Below are 12,939 nucleotides of genomic sequence, written 5' to 3'. Positions count from 1 at the left end.
GATCTGCTCCCCGCGCACGCGGGGGTGATCCCGAGACAGGGAGTACGAAGATGGACGCGAAGAACTGCTCCCCGCGCACGCGGGGGTGATCCCTCGGCCCGCCGGTGCTCCGGCAGCAGCCCGGCCTGCTCCCCGCGCACGCGGGGGTGATCCCTGCCAGTCGGCCTGCTTGAACGGCTGACCGCGCTGCTCCCCGCGCACGCGGGGGTGATCCGGCGCATGTCCGTGGACCAATCCCGCCGACGCCCTGCTCCCCGCGCACGCGGGGGTGATCCCGACGCGGCGATCACGCTCGGGTTCTTCGACGACTGCTCCCCGCGCACGCGGGGGTGATCCCTGCGCGGACATGCTGGCCAGCGTGCCCCTCAGCTGCTCCCCGCGCACGCGGGGGTGATCCCTCGCCCCCGGACGCGCCGGAGGCGGCCGGCCGCTGCTCCCCGCGCACGCGGGGGTGATCCCTCGCCCCCGGACGCGCCGGAGGCGGCCGGCCGCTGCTCCCCGCGCACGCGGGGGTGATCCCCTGTTCGGCCACCCCGCCGCCGACTGGATCGACTGCTCCCCGCGCACGCGGGGGTGATCCCCGCGCTGCGCGACTTCCTGGTAGCCGAACGGACTGCTCCCCGCGCACGCGGGGGTGATCCCCGGGCCACCATGTGGACCATGACGGCGCCGTCCTGCTCCCCGCGCACGCGGGGGTGATCCCGACGAGGAGGGCGAGGAGGAGTTGCCGCTGGACTGCTCCCCGCGCACGCGGGGGTGATCCCAGGTAAAACGGAACTTGCGGCGCACCCGACAACTGCTCCCCGCGCACGCGGGGGTGATCCGCTCCGACCTGCTCGCCCAACTCATGGCGCCGACTGCTCCCCGCGCACGCGGGGGTGATCCTGAGATCCCGAATTTCACTCATTCACGACTGGCCTGCTCCCCGCGCACGCGGGGGTGATCCCGCGGCGCGGACTCGGCCCGGATGCGCGGCACGCTGCTCCCCGCGCACGCGGGGGTGATCCCAAGGAGCTCGTCGACGCCCAGGCCAAGAACGGCTGCTCCCCGCGCACGCGGGGGTGATCCACGCTCTGGAAGACCATCAGCGGCGTCTATCCGCTGCTCCTCGCGCACGCGGGGGTGATCCGGAGGACGCGCCGTGGTCGTGGATTCAGAGCTTCTGCTCCCCGCGCACGCGGGGGTGATCCCGCGCAGCCGGGCGGGCCGGTCAACGTCACCAACTGCTCCCCGCGCACGCGGGGGTGATCCGCGGTCGATCGCCCAGGTGGTTGCGACGACGTGCTGCTCCCCGCGCACGCGGGGGTGATCCCGGCTCGGCCGCGGCCAGTGGCTCGACTACTCGCTGCTCCCCGCGCACGCGGGGGTGATCCGGAGTGGCATGGCCATCACCGACCTGCACCAGCCTGCTCCCCGCGCACGCGGGGGTGATCCCGGCGGTGTGGCATGACCGCCCCCGTCCCGCCCCTGCTCCCCGCGCACGCGGGGGTGATCCGTGCTTGCCAGCGAGGATCGCGCAGCGGCTGCACTGCTCCCCGCGCACGCGGGGGTGATCCCGGCCGGCACCACCGATCCGGTCACAGCCGTGGCTGCTCCCCGCGCACGCGGGGGTGATCCGGCCTACCTGCGGCTACGCTCGGACGGCGTGACTGCTCCCCGCGCACGCGGGGGTGATCCCGATGATCGCGACCAGCGCAACGAGCTGCCAGCCTGCTCCCCGCGCACGCGGGGGTGATCCGGTCGGACAGACCTCCGTCGCGCTCACCCGCTACTGCTCCCCGCGCACGCGGGGGTGATCCTGATGAACTCGAAGCTGCCGCCGGTGGCGCCGGCTGCTCCCCGCGCACGCGGGGGTGATCCGGCGTTTGAAAACTCAACAGAGGAGGTCCCCATCTGCTCCCCGCGCACGCGGGGTGATCCCGGCCTGGCCGGGACCATCGAAGGCCTGACAGGCTGCTCCCCGCGCACGCGGGGGTGATCCCCACCGCGAGAAGTTCAACGAGATCACCAACCACTGCTCCCCGCGCACGCGGGGGTGATCCCGGCATACGCGGCAGACGGTCACCGATCGCCAGCTGCTCCCCGCGCACGCGGGGGTGATCCCGACACGGACAGGATGATGTCCTGGCTGGTGCCCTGCTCCCCGCGCACGCGGGGTGATCCCTGGTGACTCGCGTGCTGCCGCCGTGGCTGCCGCTGCTCACCGCGCACGCGGGGGTGATCCCTTGCCCGGCCACAGGATCTCGAAGGCATCGGCCTGCTCCCCGCGCACGCGGGGGTGATCCCCGTGGTCACCACGACCAGCAGCGCCACCACGGCTGCTCCCCGCGCACGCGGGGGTGATCCCGGTGTCGGCTGTGCAGGCGGCCCGACGTGGTGCTGCTCCCCGCGCACGCGGGGGTGATCCCCTCCAGCACCTCGTCAAGCTCACCCGCCTGCACTGCTCCCCGCGCACGCGGGGGTGATCCCCGTACGCATCGGCATGTGGGGCGACGACCTCGCTGCTCCCCGCGCACGCGGGGGTGATCCCGGCCACCCCTATAGCGAGAAGAACACCCGACTGCTGCTCCCCGCGCACGCGGGGGTGATCCGTCGCGCCGGGTCGCGTACAGCGGCGGACAGGTCTGCTCCCCGCGCACGCGGGGGTGATCCGTCGGTCAGCGCCCGGTCCTGCTCGGCACGGGTCTGCTCCCCGCGCACGCGGGGGTGATCCGACCCGCAAGCCCACGGGCGCCGTCCCGTGGCCCTGCTCCCCGCGCACGCGGGGGTGATCCCGCGACGCCGCCATCGCGCGGCGGGCCGGGGACCTGCTCCCCGCGCACGCGGGGGTGATCCGTTCGACAGTGCTGGCGTGTCCCTGGCGCAGGCCTGCTCCCCGCGCACGCGGGGGTGATCCCCGGATCGACGGCCCGTGCTGCCGGCGCGGCCGCTGCTCCCCGCGCACGCGGGGGTGATCCGCACACCCCCGCCTCGCACTCGGCATCCAGTGCCTGCTCCCCGCGCACGCGGGGGTGATCCCCACCGCGCCGGGCACCCCCAGAGAGGAGAGGCCTGCTCCCCGCGCACGCGGGGGTGATCCGATCATTACCTTGCGGGTGTGGTACCAGGCGACCTGCTCCCCGCGCACGCGGGGGTGATCCGGCGTTCTTCCGCGAGCTGCTGCGGGATAACCCCTGTCTCCCCGCGCACGCGGGGGTGATCCCAGGGTGTGCCATATACAAATCGGACATGGAACCTGCTCCCCGCGCACGCGGGGGTGATCCGACCGGGTTGACCGTGGGCAGCGGGACCAACGACTGCTCCCCGCGCACGCGGGGGTGATCCTAGCCAGAGCAGCGCCGCGACGCCGAAAGAACCCTGCTCCCCGCGCACGCGGGGGTGATCCCGACCCGGACCTCGTCGGCCGGATCTACCAGGTCTGCTCCCCGCGCACGCGGGGGGTGATCCCCAGTACACGGTGACCTGATGTCGGACAGTCTCTGACACCGACTCCGACATTCCGCCGACAATCCCTGCTGAACCCTGGGCCGTGTCGGGCGTCGGCATTGAGCAGGCTCGCGAGCGGGCAAATGCAGATTGTGGCCGCAGCCGATTCGGCTCTGCCGTCGAGCTGGCTGCTACGGGCCACCCGGCTGGCGCTTACGCTCACAGCATTTGCCGGGTCGCCGGATCGAGCGACAACTTCCCGGCCGACAGCTACTGCTTGCCGATAAGGGCGCTAACACCCCGCCATGGCGGCTCAGCTCGGATGGCTCATCGAGCTAGCGGCCATAAGGAACGCTAACAAGCGTGCTGAGTCACAATGAGGTGTTGCCAGCTCTGGCAACACCTGGAGGTGGGATCCAGCTTCGGCTCGGGTGTTCATGATCGGCGTCCTCCGCTGTTCGCCGTGGTTGCGGTCGCCGATTGAGCAGGGTCACAGGTCGATTGCGTGATGGTTGCTTCCGCGACGTTGAGGGCTTGTTCGATGGCGGCGAGAACGGCGGCCGGTAGGGCGCCTTGGCCGAGGCCGCATCGTGACAGCAGGTCGGCGAGTTCAGCGCGTTGCTGGTTGTTAGTGGCGTCAGCGCACTCCGGGTGTTCGAGGAAATCGCGGGCGGCGTAGCCGTCCTCGGCCGCCAGGGCGACAAGATCCGTGATGAACCGATCGCGTTCCGGATGGTTGGCGTGGAGGGCGTCCACGAGAATGAGACCCAGGCGGGTCCGGAAGAGCGTCGGTTCGATTGGCCCGAGCGAGTGATAGGTCGTCAACGCGATGGTGGTCGCTTCCGCTGGATCGCGACCGGGCACATGCAGATGCAGGCTGGCAGTGACTGCGTTCTCCCACGTCTCGCCCGGTTGGGTGGCGCACAGCAGCGTGTGCGCCTGCTTGTGGCGACCCGCGACGGCGTGGGCGATGACGGTGACCTGTCGGCCGTCGAGCATGCGCTCGCCGACTCCGTTGTGTTGGGCGAGGCGTTGGCTTGCTTCGTCCCAGCGGCTGGCGGTGGCGAGCGCGTGCGCGCCGGTGCCGAGGAGGACGCTCCATAGCCAGGTACGGGCGTTGGTGTGGCTGGTGGGTGTTTCGGTGAGGTGAGCGGCCGGGATCATGATGCCGTCGATCATCGTGTCGGTGCGGGTGGTGATTGCCTGGTAGAGGGTTTCCAGCAGGGTCCAGGCGGTGGGGCCGTCGCCTGCGCGGATGTGCAGGCGGGCGAGGTTGACGATGGGTTCGAGGGCATGGCGGGGTTCGGTGCTGTGGGCCAGCGTGATGGCGGCGAGTCGGTGGCACCAGGTGCGGGCTAGGTCGGGCAGGCCGCAGTCGGACGCGAGGAGGGCGGCGAGGTTGAAGACGGCGGTTGCGGCGGCTGCGTTGTGGTGTTCTTGGGCGAGGGCTGCACGGTGTTCGAGGTCGGCGACGCGTTGGACCAGGGGCGTGCAGGCGGGCCGAGGTCGGGCGATCAGTGGGAAGCGGCGGGCTACTTCTGGGTTCATGCTTCACCGCCTGTGGTGAGGGGGCCGATGTTGGGGCCGGGGCCGAAGATGAGGGTCTTCGCGGCTGCGGCGATGGCGGCTTGATGACGTCCGGGGATGCTGCGCCGGTTCCAGGCGAAGATCACGTGGTGGTTGAGGATGTCTCTTAGTCCGCGGTGGCGGAGCCGTCCGGCCTGGTTGAGTCGCCGAAGGCTGTCACCAGCGGTGACGTACGCCTCGATCAGGGCTGAACAGGTCGCCATCGTGGCTCCGGGGGCGGTGAGGCTGGCGATGTCGACGGTGAGGAGCCGCTGCGTGGCGTGTTGCAGAGACGTGACATTGGCGAGGTCCGGCGGGTCTCTGTGTTCGGCGACGCGCGCCCACACGTCGCCTTGCTCGTACCAGTCCAGCCCGGCCGATCGCATCATCGCCGCTACCAGCATGATCGACTGCTCGCGTTGGTGCCCGGTGGTGCCTGTGAGGAGGTGACGGCTGTCGTGGTGCCAGAGCCGGTGGGCGACGTCCATGGCGTCGGGGCCGCCGAAGGCGTAGACCTCGGGCTCGTAGGTGCCGGCGACGGCGCTGTGAACGAGGCGATGTCGAACGAGCCTTTCCAGCTCGCTGCCTATGTGATCTTCGGCCCTGCGGCTGCTGTCTGTGGGCCGGTAGCGCAGCCGCCATTCGCCTTTGCGTACATAGAACCAGGCGGTGATGAGGCTGCGGGCCTCGGCGTCGGCCAGGATCGGCGCGAGGTGGGCGACGGCGGTCTGCTGGGCGGTGTCGGGGTCGGCGAAGGTGATGGCGGTCTGCCGCCATCGTAGTGCGGTCATGGCGCTTGTCCGGTCAGGAGAGGGCGAGGAAGGTGTCCCAGCCGGTGGCCGGGTTGCCGATGGCGGCGGTGTGTAGGGCGAGGGCGGCTCCGGCGGTGCCGTTCATCAGCTCCGGGTCGGCCGGGGTCTCGCTGGCGAGTTGGGTGGCAAGTTGTGCGGCAAGGCGGGGAAGGTGGGCGGCGAACTGGGCTGATCGGGTTGGATTGGTGCTGTCGGCTGCCATGCGGCAGGCGGATTGCAGCAGCCCGGCTTTGCCATGGCATAGGCCGATTTCGGGGAGTCGTCGTCGCTGCGTGTCATCGGCGAGTGCGGTGAGTATGGCCTCTTCGGCGCGTTGCTGGCGGATGGGGTCGCGTTGGGCCTGCCCGGCGAGTTGCTGGGCGCGGGCGGTGCCGGGGGTGCCGTAGCACCAGGAAGGCCGGTGACGTTTGAGTTCGGTGTCGGGCGCGACGTAGCCGGGCCACCAGGTTCCGGCGGGGTCGTCTTGGCGGTAGTGGTCGGTCCAGTCGCACAGGGCGGTGAGGGCGTCGCGGGCGGCGGGGGTGTCGTGGCCGTGCAGGACGGCGTAGGCGAGTAGGGCGATGACGGCGCTGATGCCGTGGGCGGCTCCGATGTTGCCGTGGCCGTGGGGGAAGTCGTCGTGGGGTACGCCGCCGAGGCCGGACGGCAGCCACCACGGCGGCCGGTCGGTGTTGTCGCCGAGGGGTTCGGTGAGGCGGGTGAGGTAGGTCACCAGGTCGCCGCTGATCGGGTGGTCGGGGTGGGCGTGCAGGTGGTAGAGGCCGAGGCCGGTGAGGCCGTGCACGAGGTCGAACTCGTACATGGTCAGCGGTTCCCGGCGGTGGATGCGGGCGTGCGCGGCGGCCAGCCGTTGCCGGGTGAGGGTGGTGGTGGCCTCGTCGAGGCTGGTGGTGGCGCGGCGGTAGCCGCCGAGCGGGCTCGCGGTGTGGAGCATGAACGCCAGTGCTGGGGCTCCGTGGAACGGGTCGGAGTTGTGGCCGATGCTGACTGGCTCGCTGACCGCGGCGCGTATCCAGGTGTGGGCGGTGGTTTCGTCGCCGAGGCCGGAGATGGCGCGTTCGATGTGCAGCAGCGCGATGCCGACCGCGCCTCCGGCCAATGACTGCGGTCGGGTCCGTCCGTCTGGCGCGGGGCCGACGATCGAGGGGTCGGCGAGGCTGGCGCAGACGGCGGTGAGCGGGTCCGCGCGATGGGACGTGGTGGCGGGGGCGGTCACGGGGTGCTCCTTGTCGTCCAGCTGAGTGCGGCGGCGCGGGCGAGGTGCAGGCAGGCGCGTTCGCTTTCCAGGTCGAGTCCGATGACGCGGACGTGATGCAGGTGCAGCAGGTCGGGCAGTAGGTCGGCCGGGGTGGTGGTGCTGATGCCGGGGTGGTCGCGCCAGGCGGTCAGGGCGCGGCGGCGTGCGGCCCACCGTTCGGCGATGGCGTTGCCGCCGGGTAGGGCGCGCAACGCGGAGTGGTTGTAGGGGTTGGCCAGCCGTACCGCGTCGTCGTAAACCGTTCGTGGGGGCGCTAGCCGGTGGGTGCGGGTGTGGGAGATCAGCCAGCGCATCGCTTCGGTCGGGTCCCCGATGACGGCGTGGACGAGGTCCGCCATGCTGGCGGCGGTCAGCGCCAGCCGATGCAGCGCGGGGTGTCTCAGGGTCGCCGCGAGTTCGGCGAGCGCGGCCTCGGACTCGGCGCCGAACACTGCCGTTGTCGCGGCGTACGTGGCCGGGCCGCCGAAGCGGCCGGGCTCGGGAAAGTCGGTGTCCCACTGGACTCGGCGGGTCAGGTCGTCGGCGTGCAGCTGGCGTGTCCAGCTGTAGACGGCCTCGCTGGGTAGGCCGCGTAGGCGCAGCCGCAGGTGTGGTTCGGGGTCGGCGTACCGCAGGTACCACCAGGGGCCCGCCTCGGGGTATTGCGTCAGCAGCCGGGGCAGGTGGCCGCCGAGGATGGCATCCTGTTCTTCGGGCCGGGCGTAGATCTTGAGGTAGTGGTGGTCGCCGCCGGGCAGGATGCCGTGATCGCGAACGTCGATGGCCGTCGTGCCGATGCGGGGTGCTGGTGGCCTGGCGGCGGTGGCGAACAGCGGGATGACGATCTCATGGGCGTGGCCGCTGATCCACTCGTTGCCTTCGGTGATGGCGCGTAGCAGGGCGGTGGGTTCGCGGGTCAGGTGGTTGCGCAGCAGGGCGCGGTGGGCGGGTTCGTCCAGGTCGAGTCTGATCGTTTGGTCGCCGACGCCGAGGGCGACCAGCCGGGGGCAGCCGATGGCATCTCGCCAGGCGCCGAGCGCGCGGTCCCATGCGGGCCAGGAGGCTTGGCGGTCGGGTAGCTCGTCTGCGGCCAGGTGCCATCGGGCGGGGCTCAGGACGGTGCGGCCGTAGCGCAGGGCGGGTAGGAACGGCAGGCCCTTGGCCGCTGGTCCCCATTCCAGCGGGGAACATCCGGTGGCCAGCGCCTCGGGTGCTTCGGCGAGGAACCGGGCAAGGGGGTGGGCATGGCGGACCGGTTCGACGGCGTTGACCGCGATCGCCTGCAGCGCGCGCTGTCGGGAGAGGCAGATCAGGTAGAGGCGGTGTGCGTCGGCGGTGACGGCGATGTCGTCCAGGGCGATAGTGGCCTGCGACGGTGGGTGGTGCTCCCCGACCGGGATCAGGTGGGGCAGCAGTTGTGTGGCACGGTTGACGTCCAGGCTGATCGTGTAGCGGGTCACGGCCGTCAGCTGGGCCAGTAGGGCTCCTTCGCTGGCGGCGGGGCTGGTGACCGCCTCGGCCGCCATGCGCTGTCGGGCCGCTTCGCCGAACAGGTCGAGGAATCGGCCCGCGGTGGAGAAGGCTTGCCCGGAGGCCCGTACGACCGACAGCTGGAAGTCGCCTCTACCGATGGCTTGCAGGGATTCGGCGTGGACGCGGACGGTGAGTTCGGCGGTCGGGTAAACCTCGCTCGGGGCTGCGCCGGCCACCTGCTCCAGAGCGGCATCGTCGAGGACCACCTCGTGTTCGCCCCGCAGCGCGGCCCGCTGCGCGAGGGCTAGCAGGCGTCGGTCCTGGTCGTGCAGCTTGGTCGTGTGATCGGTGGGCTCGCCGGTGAAGCCGTCCGGGTAGCCGAGCCCCACTTGCCCGTCGACCGCGTCCAGGATCGGGACGAGGGCGTGCAGGCCGTAGCGGGCCAGGAACCGGGCGTGCCAGTCGCGCCACTGACACGACGATGGGCGGGCCAGGCGGGTCAGGGCGGCTGCGGCACGACATGCCTCGTCCGTCACCGCCGTGGGCAGGATGAGGTCGCAGTCCAGCCGGAGGTCGACGCCGACAGCTGGTCCGGGGCGGATCGCGGCGGCGGCCTGGCCGAGGTCCCGGCGACGCTCATCCGCGCTGGCCTGGTCGGGAGCGTTGTCGTGTCGTGCCCGCAGATGACGCAGCGTACGCAGCTGGCCCCGGACGTTGTCGGAGCCGCCGGTGGGCAAGGTCTCCAGCTCGTTGACGATGTGGGCGAGGGGATCGGTCTGGATCGACGGCGGGCGCAGGCTGGTGAGCAGCAGCCGCTGCGCCACCATCTGGTCGATCAGCCGGTCGGCGCCTTCGGGCGGCGCTCCGTGTTCGGCCGCGAGCTTGCCGCTGAGATCTGCCCAGCGGATCGGCTCAGCCGCCAGATTCAATGCGGCACGGATCGAGTTGTTGGCTTTGACGCGCAGATGCGTCGGCGCACCGCGAGGGTCGCTGGTGGCGGCACGGTACTCCAGCACGACCTTGCCCGACCGGTATACGAGCAGGTTGTTCGCCCGGACGATCAGGTGCGGGCGCAGCATCGGGTCCGATTCCAGGCCGTCCAGGACACCGGTCAGCCACGCCGCCTGCAGACGGGCGAAGGGACGGTGGTCGGCACCCCAGCGGAGAGTGGCTTTGCCGTTTGCGCTGACGGGAGCGACCCCGGCGAACAGGCCGAAGGGCGTAGCGCGGCTGGTGGCGCGCAGCAGGTAACGCATGACCCCGAGCAGCACCCGCCGGACAGCGGTGGGCGGCAGGTCGCCTTTGACTGCCGCGGCAACGCGCTCGGCGAGGTCGGGTGAGGCGTGCACCAGCGCGGCGGCGAACCCCGGAATGGCGAGGGTGTCCTCGAGCCACGGCCGCCAGGTCGCGGCTCCGTCGCTGCTGGTGAGGTCTGGCCAGCTCGCGAGGTGACCCGGGTGGAGCACTGACGCGCGGAGCATTAGTGCGTTGTTCACGCTGCGGTACACACCGACCCCCAGGGGCAATGATCGTTTGACTATGGATGGGGATGCCCGGCGCTGGAACATGTTCTCCAGGGCCGGGCATCCCATGACGGAGTGCGGTGGCGGCTCGTCGGCGCTAGATCACCGGGGCCGGGCTAACAGTCGGAAGCCGTCATCGGTTGGTGCGGCGGTCAGCAGCTGGTGCAGGCCGACTCGCAGGTGCTGCCGCAGCTGTCCTCGGTCATCTTGATGATGTGCTCAACGGTGCCCCCGGCCTCGATGAACGTGATGTCGAGGTCGAAGTCGTCGAGCGCGCGGCCGTCGGCGTCGGTCGGGGCCGGGGCGAGCTGGGTGGTCATGACAACCTCCTTGGTGAGGGGTGGATATGGTTCCCCGGCGCTCACCTGGGCGTGGGTCGCCCAGGTGAGCGCCGAAGTCTGTTAGGACCAGTCGACGGCCAGGACGCCGTGTCGCTTGGTCGTGTGCCACCCGACGAGTGCGCTGGTGTCGGCGGGGTTCGGGTGGTAGGTGATGCGGGCCGCGCCGCGCCGGTAGTAGCGGCCCGCCCAGGCGCGGATCATGTTGAGCAGCTCGGCGCCGACCTGTTCGGCCTGCGGTCCGTGCGCGATGACGCCGGTCTCGAAGCCGCTGACGGTCTCCGGGTTCTCGCGCTTCATCCGGTAGGCGAAGGTGTCGCCGCGCACCAGAGCCGGGGTACCCGTGCGTACTGTGCGGTTGACGACGCCTTGGTCGATGGCGGCCTGCGCCGCGTGCAGCATCGGCATCTGCGGCCCAGCGGTCAGCAGGTACAGCTCCAGCTCGTCGGGCATGTCGAACGGCGTGCCTGACCAGCCCTCCACGCCCTTGGTGTTGAGCGCCTTGCGCAGCGCCAGCACGTCGAAGACCAGCTCGCTGCTCTGGTCCATGCGCAGGCCGACGTCGGGGGTGACCGCAATGAGCTGCTCGGTGGCGGCGCCGTCGCCCTGCATCGACACGAACGAGCCGAGCCGGTAGTTGCTGGCGGTCAGCATCGGGTGCTGCAGCGTGCGGTCGAAGGCGATGAGCCGGGTGATCCCGGCGAAGCGCAGCGGCACGACGATGCGCCCGTCCGGGGTGAGCTGGTCCAACCAGGCGGGCGGGATGTCCCACGTCCCGACCGTGACGATGATCCGGTCGTAGGGCGCGTGCTGGGCCACGCCGTGCTCGGCGTCAGCGTGCACGACATAGACCTGTTCGTAGCCAGCCCGTTGCAGGCCCGCGCGGGCGCGGTCGATGACGTCGGCGTCGATGTCCACCGTCGTGACCGCGCCCGTCGGGCCGACCATCTCGGCGATGAGGGCGGCGTTGTAGCCGCCCGAGCCGATCTCCAGCACGCTCATGCCCGGCCGCAGCTCGGCCTGTTCGAGCTGGACGGCCTGGATGTGCGAGGCCGAGACGACGCTGGTCTGCCGACCCTGCGCATCGACCTTCGGGACCAGGGTCGTGTTGGTCTGGTAGACCCGGTCAAGGGGTTCGCCGGGCGCGAAGTCGTGCCGGGGTACGGCGTTCATCGCCTCGGCGACGTCTTCGGTGGTGATGAGACCTTCGGCGCGCAGTTGCGTCACCATGGCCTGGCGCAAGGCGGCTGCGTCATCGACCTGCAATGTCATCGGATTCCTTCTGCTCGTGGGCGGCCGGAGCCGTGTCCTGTCGCCCGGTGGTTGTGGCGGTCAGGTGCTGGGCCTGGCTCAGCGGGCTGGCTTGGGGAGAGTCAGCTGCTCGCGGGCCAGGTGATCGCGAGGACGCCGTGGGTCTTGCTCATGGCCGCTGCGTCGGCGGGGATGGGTGAGGTGTTGCGGCCGTTGGGCCAGTAGACGAACGAAGGCGTGACGTGCCCTCCGGATCGGTGCCACGCCTGAACCTGCCTGTTCAGCGCGTCGGCGGCGTGCCACAGCGGGGAACCCACCGGGGCCAGTCTTCCGTACGTCGTGCGGGCCGTCGGTGTCCCGCGCCGCTTGCCGATACTGTCGGCGCACCCCATCCGCATCGTCATACTCCCGTCTGCGACTGGGCGCGGCGGAGAGCGACGATCAGGGCGCGCTCGCCGGGGCTGGTCAGGCTGACGGTCATGGTCCGGTGGTACGGGACCAGGGCAACGATGCGCAGGCTCAGCAGGAAGTTGACCGTGTCGCGCACGGACGTCTCCTTGACGGTGGCGTGCGCGGCCAGTGCCTCGGTCAGCGTGCGGACGGTCCAGTGCCTGCCGGGCTGGCTCACGAGCGTCTGGTAGATCCGGCGGCGGGCCGCTGTGGGCAGCTGCAGTACGGCCGACATCACGGCGCTCCGATCTGCGTTGCCGGGTCGATGCCGAGCACTGCCATGGCCTGCTTCGCGTCGGGGCAGGGTGCCCACCGGAACTGGGTCCGCTCCGCGCATGCGGTGCAGAGTCCGAGCTCGTCTCGGTGGTGCAGGCTGAGGGTCACCCGTGCCTGGTCGGCGGTCGGAAGGTCCTCGGAGGCGGCTGGCGACGCGCTCCGGTCGCCTTCCCGTACTGGCCGGTCGCGCAGCTGGAGGTGGCTGGTGTGCACCGTCTCGACCATGACGTCGGCCGAACCGGGCGCTGGGTAGATCACCAGGGTGGAACTGCTGGTGATACCGGCGACGTCAGCGCAGAGCCAGCTGCCGCCGATGTAGGCCCAGACTGGTGCGCCGGTCGTGTACTGGTCGATGCTGTCGACGGTCGCCGGATCGCGGTCGAGCGGCGGCTGGGCGGGCGGGTCGTATTGCGTTGGCGTACCCGTACGCCAACGCATGATCTTGAATATGGGGCCGAGAAGGAGCCTGGCGAAGGGCGTCTTGGGTCGGGCCGGTGCCGCCGAGGGCGACGTCATGGGCGTGACGTGAGTGGTCATCGTCTTCCTCCAGGGACGTTCAGGGATGGGCGGTACCGGCCCGGCTGGGT

The 12,939-nt window shown here is 71.0% G+C and carries 9 protein-coding genes and 1 CRISPR repeat array (1 of these 10 only partly in view); all 9 genes read right to left on the bottom strand.

The genetic code is table 11. The features are described from left to right. A CRISPR array of direct repeats spans positions 1 to 3,447; the repeat unit is 28 nt; unit sequence CTGCTCCCCGCGCACGCGGGGGTGATCC; it reaches 607 nt to the left of the window's first position. Positions 3,448 to 3,861: 414 nt separating this feature from the next. Next, positions 3,862 to 4,974 carry a hypothetical protein gene (locus tag QEZ54_RS08890; protein WP_281304023.1) on the bottom strand — a complete coding sequence of 371 codons (1,113 nt, stop codon included), beginning with the start codon at positions 4,972 to 4,974 and terminating at the stop codon, positions 3,862 to 3,864. After that, positions 4,971 to 5,783 carry a thiopeptide-type bacteriocin biosynthesis protein gene (locus tag QEZ54_RS08885; RefSeq protein ID WP_281304022.1) on the bottom strand — a complete coding sequence of 271 codons (813 nt, stop codon included), beginning with the start codon at positions 5,781 to 5,783 and terminating at the stop codon, positions 4,971 to 4,973. Before QEZ54_RS08885 ends, QEZ54_RS08890 begins: the two co-directional genes overlap by 4 nt. 13 nt (positions 5,784 to 5,796) lie before the next feature. After that, on the bottom strand, positions 5,797 to 7,020 hold the full coding sequence (locus tag QEZ54_RS08880) for a lanthionine synthetase C family protein (protein ID WP_281304021.1): 1,224 nt from the start codon (positions 7,018 to 7,020) through the stop codon (positions 5,797 to 5,799). Further along, entirely contained in the window at positions 7,017 to 9,995 is a 2,979-nt protein-coding gene (locus tag QEZ54_RS08875) for a lantibiotic dehydratase (RefSeq protein WP_281304020.1), read from the bottom strand. The genes QEZ54_RS08880 and QEZ54_RS08875 overlap by 4 nt, the downstream gene beginning before the upstream one ends. Before the next feature lie 194 nt (positions 9,996 to 10,189). Continuing rightward, positions 10,190 to 10,357 (bottom strand): FxLD family lanthipeptide, encoded by a 168-nt coding sequence (locus QEZ54_RS08870; RefSeq protein WP_281304019.1) that lies wholly within the window; start codon positions 10,355 to 10,357, stop codon positions 10,190 to 10,192. A gap of 81 nt (positions 10,358 to 10,438) precedes the next feature. Next, entirely contained in the window at positions 10,439 to 11,647 is a 1,209-nt protein-coding gene (fxlM, locus tag QEZ54_RS08865) for a methyltransferase, FxLD system (RefSeq protein WP_281304018.1), read from the bottom strand. 101 nt (positions 11,648 to 11,748) lie between these two features. Further along, entirely contained in the window at positions 11,749 to 11,943 is a 195-nt protein-coding gene (locus QEZ54_RS08860; protein ID WP_281304017.1) for a hypothetical protein, read from the bottom strand. Positions 11,944 to 12,026: 83 nt separating this feature from the next. Beyond that, complete coding sequence (locus QEZ54_RS08855) at positions 12,027 to 12,311, bottom strand: hypothetical protein (protein ID WP_281304016.1); 285 nt, start codon at positions 12,309 to 12,311, stop codon at positions 12,027 to 12,029. After that, positions 12,311 to 12,889: a hypothetical protein gene (locus QEZ54_RS08850; protein ID WP_281304015.1), complete on the bottom strand. Its 579-nt coding sequence runs from the start codon at positions 12,887 to 12,889 to the stop codon at positions 12,311 to 12,313. Before QEZ54_RS08850 ends, QEZ54_RS08855 begins: the two co-directional genes overlap by 1 nt. Positions 12,890 to 12,939 lie beyond the last annotated feature (50 nt).

This window comes from Catellatospora sp. KI3 (assembly GCF_029948125.1).
Lineage (GTDB): Bacteria > Actinomycetota > Actinomycetes > Mycobacteriales > Micromonosporaceae > Catellatospora.
The sequence above is the reverse complement of the archived record's forward strand: the minus strand, read 5'-3'. Positions and strand labels throughout refer to the sequence as shown.